The 20,720-nt window shown below is 67.8% G+C and carries 19 protein-coding genes and 1 tRNA gene; 10 read left to right on the top strand and 10 right to left on the bottom strand.

Features of this window, described 5'->3' with window-relative positions; genetic code table 11:
* Position 1: 1 nt before the first annotated feature.
* Positions 2–1,240 (top strand): aminotransferase-like domain-containing protein, encoded by a 1,239-nt coding sequence (locus OK17_RS09735; RefSeq protein WP_461417328.1) that lies wholly within the window; start codon positions 2–4, stop codon positions 1,238–1,240.
* Positions 1,237–2,448, top strand: coding sequence for a M20 family metallopeptidase (locus OK17_RS09730; RefSeq protein WP_461417327.1), 1,212 nt, complete (start codon positions 1,237–1,239; stop codon positions 2,446–2,448). The genes OK17_RS09735 and OK17_RS09730 overlap by 4 nt, the downstream gene beginning before the upstream one ends.
* Here OK17_RS09730 and OK17_RS09725 read toward each other — a convergent pair whose 3' ends face one another.
* The 4 genes from OK17_RS09725 to OK17_RS09710 form a co-directional block, all read right to left on the bottom strand.
* Positions 2,449–3,843, bottom strand: a complete 1,395-nt coding sequence (locus OK17_RS09725) for an MFS transporter (RefSeq protein ID WP_232716730.1) — start codon at positions 3,841–3,843, stop codon at positions 2,449–2,451.
* 124 nt (positions 3,844–3,967) lie between these two features.
* Positions 3,968–4,756 (bottom strand): GntR family transcriptional regulator, encoded by a 789-nt coding sequence (locus tag OK17_RS09720; RefSeq protein ID WP_461417326.1) that lies wholly within the window; start codon positions 4,754–4,756, stop codon positions 3,968–3,970.
* 10 nt (positions 4,757–4,766) lie between these two features.
* A complete protein-coding gene (locus OK17_RS09715) occupies positions 4,767–5,210 on the bottom strand; it encodes a DUF3830 family protein (protein ID WP_461417339.1) in 444 nt (147 codons plus the stop codon).
* A 65-nt stretch (positions 5,211–5,275) separates the two neighbouring features.
* Complete coding sequence (locus tag OK17_RS09710) at positions 5,276–6,682, bottom strand: amidase (RefSeq protein WP_461417325.1); 1,407 nt, start codon at positions 6,680–6,682, stop codon at positions 5,276–5,278.
* A 59-nt stretch (positions 6,683–6,741) separates the two neighbouring features.
* Here OK17_RS09710 and OK17_RS09705 point away from each other — a divergent pair, with 59 nt between their 5' ends.
* Positions 6,742–7,467 carry a maleate cis-trans isomerase family protein gene (locus OK17_RS09705; RefSeq protein ID WP_461417324.1) on the top strand — a complete coding sequence of 242 codons (726 nt, stop codon included), beginning with the start codon at positions 6,742–6,744 and terminating at the stop codon, positions 7,465–7,467.
* A 3-nt stretch (positions 7,468–7,470) separates the two neighbouring features.
* Here OK17_RS09705 and OK17_RS09700 read toward each other — a convergent pair whose 3' ends face one another.
* From OK17_RS09700 to OK17_RS09685, 4 genes are read right to left on the bottom strand one after another with little or no spacing between them, the layout of a single operon-like run.
* The gene (locus OK17_RS09700; RefSeq protein ID WP_232716775.1) at positions 7,471–8,400 is read right to left on the bottom strand and encodes an aminoglycoside phosphotransferase family protein; all 930 of its coding nucleotides are present in this window, start codon (positions 8,398–8,400) and stop codon (positions 7,471–7,473) included.
* Positions 8,397–8,801 (bottom strand): PPOX class F420-dependent oxidoreductase, encoded by a 405-nt coding sequence (locus OK17_RS09695; protein ID WP_232716734.1) that lies wholly within the window; start codon positions 8,799–8,801, stop codon positions 8,397–8,399. The genes OK17_RS09700 and OK17_RS09695 overlap by 4 nt, the downstream gene beginning before the upstream one ends.
* On the bottom strand, positions 8,798–9,544 hold the full coding sequence (locus OK17_RS09690; RefSeq protein ID WP_461417323.1) for a maleate cis-trans isomerase family protein: 747 nt from the start codon (positions 9,542–9,544) through the stop codon (positions 8,798–8,800). Before OK17_RS09690 ends, OK17_RS09695 begins: the two co-directional genes overlap by 4 nt.
* Before the next feature lie 29 nt (positions 9,545–9,573).
* Positions 9,574–10,167 (bottom strand): DNA-3-methyladenine glycosylase I, encoded by a 594-nt coding sequence (locus tag OK17_RS09685; RefSeq protein WP_232716736.1) that lies wholly within the window; start codon positions 10,165–10,167, stop codon positions 9,574–9,576.
* A 223-nt stretch (positions 10,168–10,390) separates the two neighbouring features.
* Between OK17_RS09685 and sigK the strand changes: the two genes are divergently transcribed.
* On the top strand, positions 10,391–10,951 hold the full coding sequence (sigK, locus tag OK17_RS09680) for an ECF RNA polymerase sigma factor SigK (RefSeq protein WP_232716737.1): 561 nt from the start codon (positions 10,391–10,393) through the stop codon (positions 10,949–10,951).
* A gap of 143 nt (positions 10,952–11,094) precedes the next feature.
* Here sigK and OK17_RS09675 read toward each other — a convergent pair whose 3' ends face one another.
* Complete coding sequence (locus tag OK17_RS09675; RefSeq protein ID WP_232716738.1) at positions 11,095–12,186, bottom strand: GIY-YIG nuclease family protein; 1,092 nt, start codon at positions 12,184–12,186, stop codon at positions 11,095–11,097.
* Between the two features lie 104 nt (positions 12,187–12,290).
* On the opposite strand from OK17_RS09675, the gene fdh reads away from it, so the two are divergent.
* From fdh to nrfD, 3 genes are read left to right on the top strand one after another with little or no spacing between them, the layout of a single operon-like run.
* Positions 12,291–15,584 carry a formate dehydrogenase gene (gene fdh / locus OK17_RS09670; RefSeq protein ID WP_232716739.1) on the top strand — a complete coding sequence of 1,098 codons (3,294 nt, stop codon included), beginning with the start codon at positions 12,291–12,293 and terminating at the stop codon, positions 15,582–15,584.
* Positions 15,585–16,613 carry a 4Fe-4S dicluster domain-containing protein gene (locus OK17_RS09665; protein ID WP_232716740.1) on the top strand — a complete coding sequence of 343 codons (1,029 nt, stop codon included), beginning with the start codon at positions 15,585–15,587 and terminating at the stop codon, positions 16,611–16,613.
* A complete protein-coding gene (gene nrfD / locus OK17_RS09660; protein ID WP_232716741.1) occupies positions 16,610–17,725 on the top strand; it encodes an NrfD/PsrC family molybdoenzyme membrane anchor subunit in 1,116 nt (371 codons plus the stop codon). The genes OK17_RS09665 and nrfD overlap by 4 nt, the downstream gene beginning before the upstream one ends.
* 180 nt (positions 17,726–17,905) lie before the next feature.
* Here nrfD and selD read toward each other — a convergent pair whose 3' ends face one another.
* Positions 17,906–18,934: a selenide, water dikinase SelD gene (gene selD / locus OK17_RS09655; RefSeq protein WP_461417322.1), complete on the bottom strand. Its 1,029-nt coding sequence runs from the start codon at positions 18,932–18,934 to the stop codon at positions 17,906–17,908.
* Between the two features lie 32 nt (positions 18,935–18,966).
* On the opposite strand from selD, the gene OK17_RS09650 reads away from it, so the two are divergent.
* From OK17_RS09650 to selA, 3 genes are all read left to right on the top strand, one after another.
* Positions 18,967–19,257: a hypothetical protein gene (locus OK17_RS09650; RefSeq protein ID WP_232716743.1), complete on the top strand. Its 291-nt coding sequence runs from the start codon at positions 18,967–18,969 to the stop codon at positions 19,255–19,257.
* A 40-nt stretch (positions 19,258–19,297) separates the two neighbouring features.
* Positions 19,298–19,392: transfer RNA gene (locus OK17_RS09645), tRNA-Sec, on the top strand.
* An 18-nt stretch (positions 19,393–19,410) separates the two neighbouring features.
* Positions 19,411–20,712: an L-seryl-tRNA(Sec) selenium transferase gene (gene selA / locus OK17_RS09640; RefSeq protein ID WP_461417321.1), complete on the top strand. Its 1,302-nt coding sequence runs from the start codon at positions 19,411–19,413 to the stop codon at positions 20,710–20,712.
* Positions 20,713–20,720: the final 8 nt, after the last annotated feature.

Below are 20,720 nucleotides of genomic sequence, written 5' to 3'. Positions count from 1 at the left end.
AATGACCGCCACCGAACCCGTGAACGACGTACGGCATTCCGGCCCCACCCTGCCTCTGGCCGGGCGGACGAAGGATCTGGTCGGGTCGATGATCGACTCGTCGACGTCCCTGCTGGCCGCCCAGTCCCACGACATCGTGCGCTTTGCGATGGGTTCGCCTGCCGACGAGGCCGTTCCCGCGGACGAGTTCCGGCAGATCGCCGGCGAGATCCTCGACCACACGTCGTTCACCTACGGCGCCACCGAAGGCGAACCGCGGCTGCTGCAACTGCTCGTCGACTACCTGGCCACCACGCCCGACCCGTCGACCCACGACCGTCTGGTGATCACCACTGGCGGCATGCAGGGCCTCGACCTCGCCTGCAAGCTGTTCGTAGACCCCGGTGACCTGGTCATCGTCGAGTCCCCGACCTACACCAACGGGAGCGCGACCGCGCTGTCCTACGGCGCACAACTGCTCGAGGTGCCCGTCGACGACGACGGCATGCAGGTCGACCAACTCGCCGATCTGGTGGCGCACACCCACAAGACCCCGAAGGCGATCTACACGATCCCCACGTTCCAGAACCCGTCCGGCGTCACGATGTCGGAGGAACGACGCCGCGAGCTGTTGCGCCTGGCCCACACCTGGGGGTCGGTCATCATCGACGACGATCCGTACGGATTGCTCCGCTTCGCGGGCACCGACATCCCGACCTTCCAGACGCTGAGCCCCGGCGATCCGTTGATCTTCTCGGTGCGGACCTTCTCCAAGATCCTGGCTCCCGGGTGGCGCGTCGGCTGGGTCGACGCCGACCCGTCGTTGCGGCAGCTGCTCATCAACGGCAAGCAGGCCATGGACACCTGCACCAACGTGCCCAACCAGCACATCGTGGCCGAGTACATCGCGCGCGGTGGCCTCGAGGACCACCTCGCCGGCATCCGCTCGCTGTACCGCGAGCGCAAGGACGCCATGCTCGCCTCCATCGCCCGTCATCTCGGCGACCGCGTCGTCACCACCAACCCGGAGGGCGGCTTCTTCCTGTGGGTGACGCTGCGGGAGGAGTTCGCCGAGATCGACACCCGGGAGCTGTTCGAGATCGCCCTGGCCGACGGCGTCGCCTTCATCCCGGGTCCGGCACTGTCGCCGGGTGGCCGGTTCCGCAACTCGATGCGCCTGTGCTTCGCATCGAGCACGCCGGACCGGATCGACGAAGGTATTCGACGCCTCACGTCCAGTCTTGAGAAGATGGCACGGTGAGCGGTGAACACAACCCTGAGCTGAGTCCGGCCGAGCGGTCGCTCGTCGATCTGATCGACGAGGCTGCGATCACCGCGCTCACGACTGCGCTGGTGGAGGCCCCGAGCGAGAATCCCGGTGGCACCGAGCGCGCCGCCGTCGAGGTCTTGGAGAAGGCGTGCCGCGCGCTCGGGTTCGACGTCGACACCCACGAGGTGGCCGCCGGGCGTCCGAACCTGATCGCCACCCTCCCTGGCGGCGACGGCCAGGGCCTGATGTTCCTGGGCCACTCCGACGTGGTCCCCGCGGGCCCGAACTGGACCGCCGACCCGTACACCGTGCGGAACCGCGACGGTCGGCTCTACGGGCGCGGCACCACCGACATGAAGGGCGGGATCGCGTCCGTCGTCGCGGCCATGAGCGTGTTGTCGCGCGCACGCGACCACGGGGTCGAACTCTCCGGCCCGGTGCGTCTGGTGTGCACGGTCGACGAGGAGGAGCACGGCATCGGCGTGCGCGACTTCGTCGGCCGTCCCGCCGATCACGACTTCCTCGGCTGCATCGTCGCCGAACCCACCGACATGCAGATCGTCCGCGGCTGCCGGGGTGCGTCGTACATCGAGATCGACGTGACCGGTCGCGCCGCACATTCCGGCCGCCCCGCCGACGGGCGCAGTGCCATCAATGCCGCCGCGGCGATCGTCGAGATCATCCGCGCCGACCACGAACACCTGCACGAGACGCTCGACGACCTGCTCGGCTGCGGCACCTGGAACGTCGGCACCATCCAAGGCGGACAGGGCATCTCGGTCGTCGCGCCCACCTGTTCGCTCGGCATCGACCGTCGTCTGATGCCCTTCGAGGACCCCCACGTCATCGCGGAGGAACTCCGAAAGACCATCCGCGATCGAAAGATCGACACCGACGGCATCACCGTCGACGTCCGCGTCACCATGGAGATGCCCGGTTTCGCGACCGCGGCGGATCACCCGCTCGTCACCGCTGCGGTCGGTTCGGTCACCGACGCCGGCACCGCGACCTCGGTGGGCGGGTGGAGCGCTGCGTGCGACGGCGGTTTCGTCAGCCGCGATCTCGGTATCCCGTCGATCGTCCTGGGCCCCGGCAACATCAACACCGACGCACATCAGCCCGACGAGTCGGTCGCCATCGCAGATCTCGTCACTGCGGCAAAGGCGTACACGCTCGCCGGGCTGAGGATGCTGGGCTGACTAGGCCCCCGACTCCGCCAGCTTCTTCTGCAGCTCGCGGAAGTCGTTCTCCCTGCTGGGGATCTCGGTGCCGCGGATCGAGCAGCCCGCGGTCTCCTTCAGGAACAACAGCGCGACCATGCCGATGGCGCAGGCGCCCATCATGTACACGGCCGGGAAGAGGTTCCAGTCGGTGCTCTCCACGACGGCATCGTTGACCAGTGGCGCCGTACCGCCGAAGGCAGCGGTCGCGACGTTGTAGGAGATCGCGAAGCCGGCGTACCGGACCTGGGTCGGGAACATGGCCGGGAAGGTCGCCGAGATGGTGGCGAGCTGCGGGATGTAGAGCGCGCCGAGGATTACGAATGCCACGATCGCCCAGACGAATCCCTGGCCCATCAGCCAGTACAGCGGTAACGCGAGGACGAACAGGCCGACCAGCGAGCCCCACCACATCGGTTTACGCCCGGTCGAATCCGACCACCAGCCGAAGAACGGGATGAGCAGCATCATCACGAGCTGCCCGATCAGGTTGACGACGCTCGCCGACGTCTCGGTCAGGTTGATGGTGTTCTGCAGGTAGGTCGGCTGGTACGCCAGCAGTGTGTAGTTGGCGACGTTGAGCGCGATGACCATGCCGAACATCGTCAGGATCGGTCGCCGGTAGTTGACGAGGAGATCCTTGAACCGGGTCCATGCCGAACCCTTGATCTCGTCCTCCTGCTCCAGCTCCTGGAAGACCGGGGTGTCGTCCATCTGTGAACGCAGGTACAGACCGATCAGGCCCATCGGCAACGCGAACAGGAACGGGATGCGCCACCCCCACTGGTCCATCTGCGAATCGGAGAGGCCCAGCTGCAGGAGCAGGACGAATGCCGTACCACTGCAGAAACCGGCGAGGGTGCCGAACTCGAGGAAGGACCCGTACTTGCCGCGCTTGTTGTCCGGCGCGTACTCGGCCATGAATGTTGCGGCACCGCCGTATTCACCACCGGTCGAGAAACCCTGGATGACGCGGAGCAGGATCAACAGGATGGGCGCCCACACCCCGATCGACGCGTGGGTGGGCAACATGCCGATGAGCGCGGTGGCACCCGAGATCAGCAGAATCGTCATGGCGAGAACCGATTTGCGACCGATGCGGTCGCCGATGGGCCCCCAGATCATGCCGCCGAGCGGACGGAGCACGAAGGAGATCGCGAAACCCAGCATGGTGCCGATGGTTCCGAAATCACCAGGGAAGAAGGCCTGGGTCAGATAGACCGAGGCCGCGGCGTAGACGCCGTAGTCGTACCACTCGGTGGCGTTTCCGATGGCCGAGGCACCGATGGCCTTGTGGAGTAGTTTCCGTCCCTCGGGTGACTCCGGGTCCGGGGCGAGCTGCTCATAAGTGTCCGCTGGTGTCGTGTCGCTCATCTGCGCTTCCTGAATGTCATCGGGGGCCATAACCCGCCCCGCGCTAGGTCATTCCCCGTTGGTGGACCCCTGTGCACGGACGGCAGGCTGCTCGACCATCCATGGACATCCGGACCGCAAGCGATCAGCTCCCGGACGCGGTGAGATCGCCGGCGTCGTCGCCGTCACCGATCAATCGACGCAGCCCATCGGCCATGTGCTCGATCATCAGCGCATCTGCCTTGGCAGAATCCCCCGCAGCTATGGCGTCCACCAACGCCTGGTGTTCGTCGATCCGTTCCTTTCCCGATGAATATGTTCCTCGCATGGCACGCAAGCACATTCGTGTCTCCACGAGGATCGTCTCGTGCAGACGCGAAAGGCGCTGGCTTTCCGCGAGTTCCACCAGCGTCTGGTGAAATCCCATGTCCGCCTCGGCCATCCCGGCCCCGTTCGGCTCGTCGACGAACGCGCGCATCGCCTCCACGGCCTCGTCCAGCGCGGCCACCGCCTCCGACTCGCGGTGCGCGATGACCTGTTGCACGGCAGCACGTTCCACCGCCGTGCGCGCGACGTACATGTCGCGGATGTCGTCTCTCTCCATCGAGACGACGAACAGGCCCCGGTTGCGATGGCTGACCAGCAGCCCCTCCGCGGTGAGACGTTGCATCGCCTCACGTAGCGGGCCGCGGCTGACACCCAGGTCTGCAGCCAGACCTGACTCCGTCAACTGCGACCCGGGTGGGAAGTCGCCGTTCGCAATGGCATTGTGCAACTTACGCGCGATGATCGCCGGTGTCGACTCCTGCACCAGTGGCGTGAGCACGCGTCGGCGCGCCGAATCTCCACGTTTCCCCTGGTGAGAAGTGGTACGTCGACCTCCCGGGCCGTTCACGCCCGGGTCGTCCCCATCCACTTTGATCGCCACCGTCATTCCTTCTTTCTTACCGCTCCAAACGCGCATAGGTGAGCGTTTCACCCCGCGCGCCGCCCATCCAGACGTCGTTGCAAGCCGCCGCAAAGTCTTCCAGGCCCTCCGTGATGGTGGCGAACACGTTCCCCGGCACCCAGCCGACATCGCCGTTGACCAGCAGGTTGTTCCTCCCGTAGAAGACTGCGAGGTCGATCAGCCGCCGATGTTCGGCCGGCGCGGATGTGGGATCGTACCCATATGCGGGGTTGTCCAAAACACCGTCGAAGGTGAAGTAGCACAGGTCACCGGGAATCGGCGTGATGGTAGTGTTCTCGGCGCCCGGTTCCACCGGGGCGAATGCCGGTAGCAGCGTGTAGATCTCGTTGCGCGCGAACTTGCCGTGGAACACCTGGCCACCGAGTGGCAGCGCGTCCCAGACCGCGGCGGCCGTCCGTGGCGCCTCGGCGTCGAGCATCCGGGCGACCGCTGTGACGCCCCGCTTCTCGAGTGTCACGGTGATGAATCGTTCGGTTGACCCGGTCACGGACGATCTCCCAACATCGTGAAGCCGGCAGCCGCCTCGTAGGCCGCCGCGACGCGTAGCACGGTCGTATCCTGGTGTCGCGCTGCGACGAACTGCGCACCGGTCGGCAGACCGTCGACGAATCCACTGGGTACCGTGATCGCCGGCTGCCCCGTGAGGTTGAACGGATAGCTGTAGGGCGTCCACGACGTCCAGTCCGACGACGCCGACCCTCCGGGGACGGTGCGTCCCGCCTCGAAGGCGACCGTGGGCATCGAGGGTGTGACCAGCAGGTCGAACTCCTCGTGGAAGAGGCCCATCGTGGTGCCCATCTCCATGCGCAGCGCGTTGGCACTCACGAAGTCGCCTGCGGTGAAGTCCCGATGTCGTTCGAGCGCCTCGAGGAGCAGCGGATCGACCTTCTCCTCCGCGCCCGGTCCGAGCCCTCGCACCACCACGTCGGCCCCGGCGAACCAGATGATGTGGTACGCCCACGCCGGGTCGTCCCAGCCGAGGTCGACCTTCTCCACCGTCGCCCCGAGCTGTTCGAGCACCGACACGACCCGATCCGTATTGGCCTGCACTCCAGGATCATTCGACCCGAAGCCAAGGTCAGAGCTGTACCCGATCCGCAGATCGGAGAGGTCGCGGACATCGGCGATGGCGGCGGCGGTGCTCTCGGTCGGGGTCGGCAGCGCCGACCAGTCCCGTGGATCGTGCCCGCTGAGGACGTCGAGCAGCAGCGCGCAGTCGCCCACGGTCCTGGTCATCGGCCCGACGTGCGCGACCGGGGCAAACGGACTCGGCGGGTACATCGGGACCCGGCCCAGCGTCGCCTTGAATCCGACCACGCCGCAGTACGCGGCCGGTATGCGGATCGATCCGCCTCCGTCGGTTCCCACCGACAGCGGGCCGAGTCCGGCCGCCAGGGCCGCGGCAGAACCGCCGCTCGATCCGCCGGATGTCCGCAGCGTGTTCCAGGGGTTCCGGGTGACTCCGGTGCGCGGACTGTCGGTGACGCCCTTCCACCCGAACTCCGGCGTGGTGACCTTGCCCAGCATGACCGCGCCGGCCTCGCGGAGTCGCGCGACCGCGGGGGCGTCGGTGTCCCAGACCATCTGATCGGGCTCGATCATCAACGAACCGCGCAGCGTCGGCCAACCACGGGTGAGCAGCAGGTCCTTGATACTGACCGGCACGCCGTCGAGGGGGCCGAGCGGCGTGCCGACTCGGAAACGCTCGGTGGAGTCCCGCGCGGCGGCGAGTGTCGCGTCCCGATCGACAAGGCAGAATGCGTTGACGGCCTGATCGACCTGGTCGACGGCGTCGAGCAATTCGACGGCCACCGCCTCTGGCGTCAGCTCGCCGGTCCGGTAACCGTCGGCCAGTTCGATCGCGCTGAGCCAGCGTGCCGTTCCCGACATACGCCCCCTCGTCTGTCGAAGTTGGTAGATTGTTGACAATCTACCTTGGAGGTGTGCGAGTGACAACCACCGTCGCGATGCTCTATCCCGGTCATGCTGCCGAAGACGACTACGAACTCATCGAGTCCGCACTCGTGGCATCCGGCGCCGCGGTCCGACTGCCGGTGACCATCACCGAGATCGATTCAGACGACCACACCGTCGATGCCATGGCCGCGGTCGGCGAGCAGGAGCGTCTCACCGAGGGCCTGCGACGCGCTCAGGTCGACGAGCCGGCGTCGGTGATGTGGGCCTGTACCTCAGGGAGTTTCGTCTACGGCCTCGACGGCGCCCGCCGCCAGGTCGCCGACATCGCCGCGCTCGCCGACCGTCCCGCGTCGTCGACCTCGTTGGCCTTCGTCGAGGCATGTCACCATCTCGGACTGTCCCGGGTCGCGATCGCCGCGACCTACCCCGATCCCCTGGCCTCGCGGTTCATCGGCTTCCTCGGCGACGGCGGCATCGAGGTGGTCTCGCTCCGCGCCAACGACATCGAGACCGCCTCCGAGGCCGGAATCCTCGACGGTGACGGCCTTTTCGACATGATCGCGGCCGCCGACCATCCCGACGCGGAGGCGATCCTGATCCCCGACACCGCCCTGCACACCGCGATGTGGATCACCGGGCTCGAGGAGAAGTTCGGCAAGCCGGTGCTGACCGCCAACCAGGTCACCGCGTGGCAGGGACTGCGTCTCGCCGGGATCTCCGCGGTCATACCGGAATTGGGAACTCTGTTCGCCCGCTGACGGTCAGTCGATGACCGCCTTGGCCACCGTGATGCAGGTGGTGATCCACTCGCGATCGTCGGCGGTGAGATTCCGCGACGCCTTCTCCGCATCCTCGATCGCCCAGTGCGCGTTGAGGATCATGCGGACGGTGACCCAGTCCCGCGCCCGGTCCGGGTCGAGGCCCGCGGCGTCGATGATCGAGTAGAAGCGGGATCGGATCACCCACCGCGGGTCACCGTGGCGGCGATCGAGCAGGTTCCACAACATCGGCGCTGGTTCGTAGTGCGGGTCCCCCGACATGGGTTTCGGATCGATCACCAGCCATCGCTGCTCGCCGGACGGCGCCGCCAGCACGTTCTCGTGGTGGAGGTCGCCGTGCACGACGACGCCGACGGTCGCCGCGTCGGAGAGGAAGTCCCGGCCGAGCGAGAGAGCCTGATCCACAAATCTTCTCGGAACCGGCGCATCCCGCGGCATGGTCTCGAGTCCTGCGAGCCACCGCTCGAGGTGTCCGGTGAGGAGCGTCATCCGTCCGGGAGCAGGTATGTGCAGGACGCCATACAGGCCCGCGACGATCCGGCACGCCTCGTCGTCGTCGACAGAGGTGAGGTCGGTCCGGTCCAGCCGTTCCAGGAGCAGGGCACGTCGCCGCGGGTCGGCGCGCAGCATCCGCACCGCACCACGACCGGCCCAGTGCTGCAGGCCGAGTGCTTCCTGGGCGCCCTCGTCGTCGCCGTCGAAGGCGACCTTCAGGACCGCACGCCGGCCGTCGCGTCCGACCACCGGGATCACCAGTGACTCGAACCCGTGCCACAGTTCTTCCCCGTCGCGGCGGAGTTCCCAGTCGGCAAGAAGGCCTTCCGCGGTGGCCGGTAGCCGACGGAGCCAGTCCGCCCAGGCCGGGCCCAGGTCCGACCGGCGTGCCAGACCCGGCGGGATCCGAAGGACTATTGGTCCCCCGCGGTGATCGCGAGACCGATGGTTCCGCCTGCACCCCGCCGCAACTTGCTGCTGAAGATCAGGACCCGGGCCAGGAGACCGTACTTCTCGATGAGCTTCTCACGGACGTGCGCGGTGCCCTCGGCGTCGAGCACCACCCCGGTGCCGGACACCGGCTCGCCGGACAGTTTGCTGCCGCGCGCATCCGTCGCCTGGACGACCACCTTCGGATTCCGCTTGAGGCGCTTCACCTTCCACGACTCGCTCTCGGTCCACACGAGCAGTCGGTCGCCGTCGAGTACCGCCCACACCGGCGATGACACCGGGGTGCCGTCCTTGCGGTAGGTGGTGAGCTGCACGTACTTCGCAGTTCCTGCCTCGCCGAACGTGTTCGTCGAATCCTGTGAGGTCATGCCGCAATGCTACGGGCGAACAGCGATTGCGCGTGAGCTGTCGACCAGTCCGCGGGCGTGATCTCGCCGCCGAGCACACCGGCATCGCAGAGCGTCGCCCACGCGGTCACCTGGTTGGCGGAGAGGACGGGCTTGCCGAGCTCGGCCTCGAGATCGGCGAGGATGTCGTAGGTCCATAGGTTGGTGCAGGACACGAAGACGGCATCGGCGTCGGGATGGTTCGCGGCGCGGATGAGGTCTGCCGTCACGTGATACGGGATCTTCCAGATCTCGTGGTCACGCCCGAGGCCGGCCTGGGCAACGACGCCCCGGCCGGATTCGGCGAGAAAGTCGCAGAGCAAACCGGTGAGCGCCGCTGTGTACGGCGTCGCGACGGCCAGCGTGCCGATGTTCATCGTGTCGAGCGCCCGGATCAGCGCCTCCGATGTCGTGACGGCCCGCTCCGCGCCGGCGGCGAGCATGCAGTTGGAGATCTCGATCGCGCCCGCCATCCCGTAGACGAAACTGCCCGACGCGCATGCGTAGCCGAACGCCCGTGGCCCGATCGACGAGACCGCCCTCACGGCCGCCGCGATCTCGGTGTGATTGTTGAGATCCCGGCACAGCTCGACGTCGACGGGGGCGTCGATGTAGCCGGTCCGTGTGAAATACAACGAGACCGAGTCCGGCATCCAGCGCCACAGCTCCCGGTCGAGAGCCATGTCGAACGGGCACACCATCCCGATGCCGATTTGGGCGTTCATGCAGGGATGATGGCACATTGTTTGATTGTCTACAATCGCTGGCGGAGCGCGGCGCTCACCTCGTCCCGAATGACGCATTCATAGGCGTGATCGTTGACGATCCCGGTCGCCTGCATCAGCGCGAACATTGTGGTCGGCCCCACAAACCGCCATCCGCGCTTTTTGAGGTCCTTCGACATCGCGATCGACTCCGGCGAGGTCGTCATCGAGTTCGGCACGTGCTCACCAGCCGGGGCATATCCCCAGAAGTACGACTCGAGCGATCCGCACTCGTCGATGAGGTCGACGGCCCGCTGCGCATTGTTGATCGCCGCCTCGATCTTGCCGCGATGCCGGATGATGCCCGCGTCGCCGAGCAGACGTTCGACATCGGCGTCGGTGTACCGCGCGACCTTCGCCACGTCGAAGCCGGCGAAGGCGGCCCGGAAGTTCTCCCGTTTGAGCAGGATCGTTCGCCAGCTGAGGCCCGACTGGAAGCCTTCGAGGCACACGCGCTCGAACAACGACGTATCGTCGGTGGTCGGGAATCCCCATTCGGTGTCGTGGTAGGTGGTCTCCGGCTCGCGGCCCGCCCAGAAGCACCGCAGCCGACCGTCCGGTCCCTCTATCGTGTCCTCGGACATACGTCTCCTCTCGTGGCGAGGAGGCTACGGCACGGTCACGACAGATGGCCGCCGTTATCGTTCCGTTACCAAACATTTCGAAAGCATCCCGTTGTGTCTCTCGATGGTCACTTTCAGCCGGCATCCGCATAGCGTTGGACACATCGCACCGAGAGCACTCCGGCACCGACGCCGAACCCCGCCCCGGAAGCGTGACAACCCCACTGCGCCAAGGAGTTTCGTGATGCATGAATCCGACCTGAACAGCCTCCTTGCCCGCGTGGCGACCGGGGACATGGACGCCTTCGCCCAGTTCTACGACGCCACCTGTGACCGGGTGTACGGCATGACACTGCGAGTGTTGCGCGACCCCGGTTACAGCGAGGAAGCCACGCAGGAGACCTTCCTAGCCGTCTGGCGCAACGCCGAGACCTACGACCCCCGCTCCGGTTCGGCACTGTCCTGGATTCTGACCCTGGCTCACCGTCGGGCCGTCGACCGCGTCCGGTCGGAGTCCGCCGCGACCCGACGCACCGTCGCCTACGGCATCGCCGACACCGCCCGTGAGGTCGACGACGTCAGCGAGTCGGTCGAACGTCGCGAGATCGCCCGCCTGATCCACACCGGACTCGAGAGCCTCACCCCCATCCAGCGACAGGCCATCGAGCTGGCCTACTTCCACGGGCTCACCTACCGCGAGGTCGCCGAGCACCTCGGCGTCGCGCTGCCCACGGTCAAGTCACGCATCCGCGACGGCCTCATCCGGCTGCGCCAGACCGTGCCGGGCCTGGCCGCGACCGGCTAGTCCCGCTCCCGCGCTGAAAAGCACCCCTGAGAAACGCCCCTGAAGAACGCCCTCCACGGGACCGCCGTCGACATGATGTCGACGGCGGTCCGCTGGAGGGTTTCTTTCAGGGGCGTTTTTCGTCGGGGCCGAGTACGCGGCGGTCACACCTGCCCGTACGGGTGCCACCCGTTGTGGTTCCACTTCCCACCGCGGCGTTCGCGCACCTCGCGCAGGCTCGTGCCGACGTACCGCTTCTCCAGCTCGGCGTCCGGCGCCCCGGTGTAGACCCACCGTTTCGGGTCGAGGTTCCCGTCGGCGTCCTGGTACGCCTCCCAGTAGTCGACGCGGTGCACGGCACGGACGATGTCGTCGGCGAACACCAGGACCGGAAGGTCGGGCACTGTGCGATGCGGCCCGGCCCGCCATCCGCTGCGCGCCCACTCGTAGATCTGTTCGGCGCCCGCGTCGGGTCGCGCGGAGTCGTCGACCTTCACCAGCACGCACGGCTCGGGCAGCGGCGGTGCGAGCGGCGCCGCGTGCTGCAACACCATCTCGTCGAGCTGGATCGCGCCACTCGGCACGCCGTTCGTCAGCGGGACCCGCGCCAGGTCGGCGAACTCCACGGTGAACCGCTGCACGTACGACGCCAGCGCCTCGGCGGAGTCGACGACCTCGTCGCCGTGCCGGAGAATCCAGTGCTCCACGCCGAACCCGTCGGCGTCGATGTCGCGGATGCGTTCGTCGGTCGCGGTCCAGATCGTCGACGAGTCGGCCTCCCCCACCACTTCCCCGGCATCCGGCGGGACACCGGCCAGCGCCGCGCGGGCGTGGTGGTGGACGCGGTTGCCGCGTCCTGCTCCCACGTAGAACACGGAGGCATCACGCGGATCGACCAGTGCGTAGATGTAGACGCCGAGCACCGACTGGACTTCGAGAGGAACGGGTTTCGGGGCGCCCGGCGCCGCGACCCCGACCGGCCGCAAGAGATTGAGGACCGCATCGACCACCGTGGGCCGCACACCGAGTCCGCCTCCGCGCAGACCACCGATGATGACCTCGCCGGCGCGCTCACGGTCGACGAAGCGACGACCCGCGTTGGCGTCGATCGCATTCACGACGTCGACGACCTCGGCCTTCCGCGACCGCGCATCCCGTGACGCGGACCGCTCGTCCTCGGGGTCGAGCATCTCGGCGAAGGCCGTCGACTCGAGGAATTCGCCGAGCGCGGTGAGCGGCAGCTCGACGGCATCCATCCTGCTCATCGCACGCCGCCGACGACGAGGCCAGGAGGTGGCGTTCGGTTCATGGTGGCGATGATGCCAGCACACACGTCGCGAGAGTGATTAGACTCGGACTCGTGCCAGCCTTCAGTCCCCTCGAATGGCCGGTGTTCCGCCAGCTTCGGTCGGGCGACGTCTTCGGACGCGGACCGGCCGTCACGTCGGCGAAGACCCGCGCCATCGAGCCGCGAACGGCCACCGCCGACCGAGTGGTGCAGAGCGTGTGCCCGTTCTGCGCCGTCGGATGCGGACAGAAGGTCTACGTGAAGGACGAGCGTGTCGTCCAGATCGAAGGCGATCCCGACTCCCCCATATCCCGGGGCCGGCTGTGCCCCAAGGGAGCTTCGAGCGAGCAGCTCGTCAACAACCCGCTGCGTCAGACCACGATTCGCTACCGGGCGCCCTATGCGAGCGAGTGGCAGGACCTCGACCGCGACACCGCGATCGACATGATCGCCGACCGCTTCCTCGAGGCGAGGCGTCGTGGCTGGCAGGAGCACGACGACGAGGGCCGGCTCCTCCGTCGCACGATGGGCATCGCCTCGCTCGGCGGCGCAACTCTCGACAACGAAGAGAACTATCTGATCAAGAAGCTCTTCACCGCGGCGGGCGCGATCCAGATCGAGAATCAGGCCCGCATATGACACTCCGCCACGGTTCCCGGTCTGGGGGCCTCGTTCGGACGCGGCGGCGCAACGCAATCACTGCAGGACATGGCCAACGCCGATTGCATCATCCTCATGGGTGGCAACATGGCCGAAGCACACCCGGTGGGTTTCCAGTGGGTCGCTGAGGCCAAGGCACGCGGTGCGCGCATCATCCATGTCGATCCGCGGTTCACGCGGACCTCGGCGGTGGCCGACAAGCACATCTCGATCCGTGCCGGCTCCGATGTCGTCCTGCTCGGCGCGCTGATCAACTACGCCATCGCCCACGACAAGTACTTCCGCGAGTACGTGGTCGCCTACACCAACGCGGCCACGCTGGTATCCGACGACTTCCGCGACACCGAGGACCTCGAGGGCCTCTTCTCCGGATTCGATCCCGAGACCGGCGAATACGACGCCACCTCGTGGGCCTACGAGGAACCGCGACCGAAGTCCGACGACGGCACGGTGGACTCGCCCGGCGGGCCGGACACGAGTGCGTCCGCCACGGACCGAGCTGTCGGCCACGAACACGGTTCCGGTGGACCGCCCCTCGAGCACGGCGCCACGCTGCGCGACGAGTCCCTGGAACATCCGCGGAGTGTCTTCCAGATCGTGCGCAGGCACTACTCGCGCTACACACCCGAGATGGTGCGCGACATGTGCGGCATCTCCCTCGAGGACTTCGATTACCTCGCCCAGTCGGTCACCGACAACTCCGGGCGCGACCGCACGACCTGTTTCGGCTACGCCACCGGCTGGACCCAGCACACCTTCGGCTCCCAGTTCATCCGCGCCGCGTCGGTGTTGCAGCTCCTGCTCGGCAACGTCGGACGTCCGGGCGGCGGCATCATGGCGCTGCGCGGCCATGCGAGCATCCAGGGGTCGACGGACATCCCCACGCTGTTCAACCTCCTGCCCGGTTATCTGCCGATGCCATCGGCGGGTAAACACGACACCTTCGCCGACTACATCGAGGCGATCACGTCGAAGAACGAGAAGGGCTACTGGGCCAACGCCGAGGACTACATGGTGAGCCTCCTCAAGGCGTGGTTCGGCGACGCCGCGACCAGCGAGAACGACTGGTGCTACGACCACCTCCCGCGCCTGACGGGTCCCGCCGGCACCTTCCAGACGACGGTCGACATGCTCGCCGACAAGGTCGACGGTTACTTCATCCTCGGGCAGAACCCCGCCGTCGGCTCGGCCAACGGGCGCCAGGCGCGGATGGCGATGTCACACCTCAAATGGCTCGTGGTGCGCGATCTCAACATGATCGAGTCGGCGACCTGGTGGAAGGAGGGCCCGGAGATCGGCTCGGGCGAGTTGCGCACCGAGGACATCGCGACCGAGGTCTTCTTTCTGCCCGCGGCCACCCATGTGGAGAAGGCCGGCTCGTTCACCCAGACCCAGCGGATGGTGCAGTGGCGCCATCAGGCCGTCCAACCGCCCGGCCAGTGCCAGAGTGAGATGGACTTCTTCTTCGAACTCGGGCGTCGCATCCGCGAGCGTCTCGCCGGCTCCACCGACGAACGCGACCGCCCGCTGCTCGACCTCACCTGGGACTATCCCGTGGACGAACACGGAAACCCCGAACCCGAGGCCGTACTGTCGGAGATCAACGGCTACCACGTCGCCGGACCCGACGCCGGCAAGAACCTGACGTCGTACACCGAGATGGCACGGGACGGTTCGACCGCCGGCGGTTGCTGGATCTACACCGGCGTCTACGCGGACGCCCACAACATGGCGGCTCGACGCGTTCCCCAGGGCGGCGGCGGCGTCACTCAGCACGAGTGGGGTTGGGTGTGGCCGGCGGACCGTCGGATCCTCTACAACCGCGCCTCCGCCGATCCCGACGGCAAACCGTGGAGTGAGCGCAAGCGGTACATGGAGTGGGACGCCGACGCCGGCCGCTGGGTGGGGCCCGACGTGCCGGACTTCCCGGCCGACCTCGCCCCCGACGCCCGACCGGATCCGTCGCTCGGCGGCGTCGACGCGCTGTGCGGCGACGACCCGTTCGTGATGCAGGCCGACGGTAAGGGGTGGCTCTTCGCTCCGCGCGGTCTCGTCGACGGTCCGCTCCCGACTCATTACGAACCCCAGGAATCGCCGGTGGTCAACTCGCTGTACCCACAGCAGCAGTCGCCGGCGCGGGTGCTCTTCCCGCGCGAGGACAATCTCGACGCCCCCAGCGGCGAGATGCCCGGCGCCGATGTGTACCCGTTCGTCTTCACCACCTACCGGCTCACCGAGCACCACACCGCGGGCGGGATGAGCCGCTGGTCGCCGTATCTGTCGGAACTCCAGCCCGAGATGTTCTGCGAGATCTCCCCGGAACTGGCCGCCGAGCGCGGACTGAGCAACGAGGGGTGGGCGACGATCATCTCGCCGCGCGGTGCCATCGAGGCGCGTGTCCTGGTGACCGACCGGATGACGCCGTTGACCATCAACGGCCGTCAGGTGCACCAGGTGGGCCTCCCGTACCACTGGGGCGTCGGCTCCGACGCCGTGGTCAGCGGTGATGCCGCCAACGACCTGATCGGGGTCACACTGGATCCCAACGTGCAGATCCAGGAGTCGAAGGTCGGTTCGTGCGACGTGGTCGCCGGCCGTCGACCCCAGGGCGCGGCCCTGATCGAACTGGTACGTGCGTACCAGGAGCGTGCCGGAGTGACGACCGAGACCGACAACCAGCACATCACCGGAAAGGCGGAGGAGTAGATGGGGCAGCTGTCCGGACCGACCGATCCGACCTCCGACGTCGGGTGGCACACGCACGAGAACCGGAAGGGATTCTTCACCGACACCTCGATCTGCATCGGCTGCAAGGCCTGTGAGGTCGCCTGCAAGGAATGGAATTCCAACCCTCGCGACGGCGACCTCGAACTGACCGGCATGTCGTATGACAACACCGTCGCGCTCGGTGCCAGCACATGGCGACACGTCGCTTTCATCGAACAGAGCGCCGACCGCATCGCCGAGGCCCGCGAGTCGGGCCGTGCACTGGTCGGACTGGGCATGCCCTCCATGCCCGGCGATGAGGGGTTCGATGGTACCGACCGGCGAGACCCGTCGGCCGGTACCACCGGAGACGAGGATCTCACGCCCCCGGACACCCCGGAGTTCCGCTGGCTCATGTCCTCCGACGTCTGTAAGCACTGCACGCACGCCGGGTGTCTCGACGTGTGTCCCACCGGGGCATTGTTCCGCACCGAGTTCGGGACCGTGGTCATCCAGGACGACGTCTGCAACGGATGCGGAACATGCGTCGCCGGTTGCCCGTTCGGCGTCGTCGAACGGCGCGCCGACGGCACCGCGGCGCCGACGACCCGATCCGGGGAACGCAAGGGCGAACAACCCGAGGTGCCCAAACGCGGTGTCGCACAGAAGTGCACGCTCTGCTACGACCGACTCCTCGACGACGAGACGCCCGCCTGCGCGAAGACCTGTCCCACCACGTCGATCAAGTACGGCGACCACGACGACCTCGTCGCCGACGCCCAGACCCGCGTCGCGCAACTCCACGAGCAAGGTATGACCGAGGCGCGTCTCTACGGCGCCAATCCCAATGACGGTGTCGGCGGTACCGGTTCGGTGTTCCTGCTGCTCGACGAACCCGAGGTCTACGGTCTGCCACCAGATCCGCGCGTGTGCACCGCCGATCTGCCGTCGATGTACAAGCGGGCCGGCGTCGCGGCGGTGGGCATGCTGGCCGCGGCCGCCGTGTCGTTCCTGCGAGGTGGCCGGTGACGTCGTCGGAGTTCGACTCCTTCCGGCCCCCGGAGCCGCCACGGCGTCGCGGGCGCGGACTCGGCCGCGGCGGTAAGCGCAAGCCGCGCAGAGGTTTCGGTCAGGGCGAGGGCAACCGCGAGATGTCGATGGTGCCCGACGCCGAATTCACCTCGTACTACGGCCATCCCGTCGTCAAGCCGCCGCCGTGGGACGAGAAGGTGGCCGCCTACCTGTTTCTCGGTGGTGTCGCCGGCGGATCGGGTGTGCTGGCGGCGGGCGCACAGCTCACCGGCCGGGACGAGTTGCGCCGTAACGCGCGGCTCGGCGGACTCGGCGCGGTGGGGCTCGGCGCGATCGCACTCGTCGCCGATCTCGGACGCCCCGACCGGTTCTACAACATGTTGCGCACGTTCAAGGTGACCTCGCCGATGAGCGTCGGTTCGTGGATCCTCTCGGCGTTCAGCGGCGCCCTCGGCGTGGCGGCGGTCGGCGAGATCGACCGGATGACCGGTTCCCGGTTGCCCCTCGGCGTGCTCCGCCCGGTGCTGCGTGCGGTCGAGGCGCCGGCCGGGCTGGCCGCCGCGGTCGCCGGCCCGCCGCTGGCCGTGTACACCGCGGTGCTGCTGTCGGACACCGCTGTTCCCACCTGGAACGCCATGCACCGCGACCTGCCGTTCGTCTTCGTGAGTTCTGCCAGCCTGGCGTCGAGCGGTCTGGCGCTGGTCGCCACCCGGACGTCACAGGCCGGACCCGCCCGGACCCTGGCCGCGCTCGGTGTCGTCGGCGACCTCACCGCGATGCGGGTCATGGAGAGCCGCATGGACCCGGTGACGGCCGAACCGTTGCACGACGGCAAGGCCGGAAAGCTCCTGCGGTGGAGCGAACGGCTCGCAGTCGCCGGCGGCGTCGGCGCCCTGCTCAGCGGACGCTCCCGGCCGGTGGCCGTCGCGTCGGGTATCGCGCTGCTCGCCGCGTCGGCCTGTACGCGCTTCGGCGTCTTCGACGCCGGGATCGAATCAGCGAAGAACCCGCGCTACACGATCGAGCCGCAGAAGCGACGCCTCGCCGCCCGACGCGCAGCCGGGATCACCGACGACTCGATCACCACCGGACCCGCCACCGAGTTCTGATCCCCGTCCCAACTGCTGCTCCCTGATCCGAAGAGCGCGACGCACCCAGCTCTGCTGCCTGAGGTGCGAGGAGCGCAAGCGACGAGCCACGAAGGCCTGGTGAGACACCGTCGCCACCCAACCACCGGTCGAGTCGAGGTTCGGCAGTCGGGAGGAGCGATGGCTACGGGCCTCGAAGGGTCACCGGATACGGATCCCCGACCCCGCCACGGTCTCCCCGATCACCGGATACCCCGGCACCTCCCCGATGACCAGCAGCCCGCCGGAGGTCTGGGCGTCGGCGAGGAACAGCAGATCGTCCTCGGAAACGCCGTCGTCGGTGCTTAGATGGGGTCGTACCCAGTCGAGGTTCCGTCGGGTGCCGCCGGAGACGTATCCGTCCCGTAGGGCTTCACGGGCGCCGCCCACGGCCGGAACCGCGCTGCGGTCGAGCACCGCGCCGATGCCGGACGCGCGGCACATCTTGTGCAGGTGCCCGAGGAGACCGAAGCCGGTGACGTCGGTCGCCGCCCGGACACCGGCGTCGACGGCGGCCGTCGACGCGTCACGGTTCAGCGTGGTCATGAGCGCGATCGCCTCGTCGAACACCTCTCCGGTCTGCTTGTGCCGGTTGTTGAGGAGGCCGACCCCGATCGGTTTCGTCAGGGTGATGGGCCGGCCGGGCTCCGCGGCGTCGTTGCGCAGCAACTTCTCCGGTGTCGCGACGCCGGTGACGGCCATGCCGTACTTCGGTTCGGGATCGTCGATGGTGTGCCCGCCGATGACCGGGCATCCTGCTTCGGCGCCGATCGCGAGACCACCGCGCAGGACCTCGGTCATCAGTTCCATCGGCAGCACGCCGCGCGGCCAGCCGACGAGGTTGATCGCGACCACCGGTGTCCCGCCCATCGCGTAGATGTCCGAGAGCGCGTTCGCGGCGGCGATGCGCCCCCACTCGAAGGGGTCGTCGACGACCGGCGTGAAGAAGTCGGCGGTGGAGAGCACGGCGAGATCGTCGCGGATCCGGACCGCTGCGGCGTCGTCACCGTCGTCGAGCCCGACGATGATGTCGTCGCCGGCCTGGCCGGTCAGGCCGGCGACCGCCTGCTCGAGCTCACCCGGCGGGATCTTGCAGGCGCAACCGCCGCCGTGGGCGTAGCCGGTCAGTCGGACTGGGGTTTCGCTGCTGACAGTCACCCTGCCGACACTAGCGCCGTTCCGATCACCCATGGGGCGGCCCGACGATGGCTACCATCGGGGAGATGAGGCAAGCAGACGGCGAGTACTACGTCACGGCCGACGAGCTGCAGGCGTTCTGGAACTCCGGACACGACTACTGGTACATGCGCGAGGACGGCTCCACCGATCTCTACTCTGACGAGCTCGACATCACCCACGGCTGGCCGATCTTCCTCATGAAGCGGGATGAGGAATGGCTGACCAAGTGGGACAACGATTTCCAACGTGCCGTCGACGATGATCTCAATCCGAAACTCATCCGCCACTTCGAAGAGCTGATCACCGAGGGCAATTGGCCGCATCAGCAGGACTGACCGCGCCCGAACACAACACGCGCTAGGTTGTAAGACGCACGGAGGCGTACGGGTCCTGGTGGGCTCCCCGGTCTTCAAAACCGAGGAGGTCGAGTATCTCGGCCTGGCGGGTTCGATTCCCGTCCGCCTCCGCCAGAATTCTCAGGAGGCCGCGTGTCCGACCCACGTCGACGGATTCCGCGCACCGACGCCCTGTTGGCGCTGCCGCCGGTGACGGAAGCGCGGGAGCGGTTGGGTGACACAGCTGTTCGGGAGATCATCCGGAATGCACAGGATTCGGCCCGACGCGGCGAGATCTCGCCGGATGACGTCGGACGCCACGTCGCCGACGCCGTGAACGCTCACCGGGTGTCGTCGGCCCGTCCGGTCCTCAACGCCACCGGCGTGGTGGTGCACACCAACCTCGGTCGTGCTCCGTTGTCGGCGGCGTCGCTCGATGCGGTCGTCGCCGCATCCGGCTACGTCGACGTGGAACTCGACCTGCACACGGGTCAGCGATCGAAACGTGGTGCGGCCACCCGCGCCGCGCTGTTGCGGGCCTGCCCCGCGGCGGGTGACGCCCTGATGGTGAACAACGGGGCGGCGGCTCTGGTCCTGGCGACCACCGCGCTGGCCGCCGGGCGTGCGGTGGTGATCAGTCGCGGCGAGATGATCGAGATCGGTGCAGGATTCAGGCTCACCGAGCTCATCGCCTCCACCGGGGCCCGCCTGCACGAGGTCGGGACCACCAACCGCACCCATCTGCGCGACTACGCCGACGCCGTCGCCGGCGACGAGGTCGGCGCCATCCTCAAGGTGCATCCGAGCAACTTCCGTGTCGAGGGATTCACCAGCGAGACCTCGTTGGGCGAGCTGCGGGATCTGGGACGGGCTCATGGCGTCCCGGTGATCGCCGACATCGGCAGCGGGCTCCTGCAGCCCGATCCCCTGCTCCCCGACGAACCGGACGCCACCTCCGCGCTGTCCGCCGGTGCCCACCTGGTCATCGCGAGCGGGGACAAGTTACTCGGCGGCCCCCAGGCCGGTCTCCTCCTCGGCAGCGCCGAGCTGGTCCAGCGACTCGCCAAACATCCGCTGGCGCGCGCCGTTCGCGCCGACAAGCTCGCGCTCGCCGCGATGGAGGCGACCGTGGGAGGGCCGCGTCCCCCGGTGTACGAGTACTTGCATGCCGACGTCGACCGCCTCCGTGTACGCACCGAGAACCTGGGCGTCGCAGCCGGTTTTCCGATCGTCGAACACGACGGGCGAGTCGGCGGCGGCGGCGCACCCGGAGTCCCCCTGCCGGGTTGGGCGGTGCGTCTGCCGGTGAGCACCGCACCGCGTCTGCGCCTCGGCGACCCAGCCGTCCTGCCACGCGTCCATGACGACGCGTGCCTCGTCGACCTGCGCTGCATCCCCGAAGCCGACGATCCTCTGGTCCTCGCCGCCGTCAAGCAGGCCACGGCCGGGGTGTGAGGTCTCGC

The organism is Gordonia sp. GN26 (assembly GCF_054823965.1).
The sequence above is the reverse complement of the archived record's forward strand: the minus strand, read 5'-3'. Positions and strand labels throughout refer to the sequence as shown.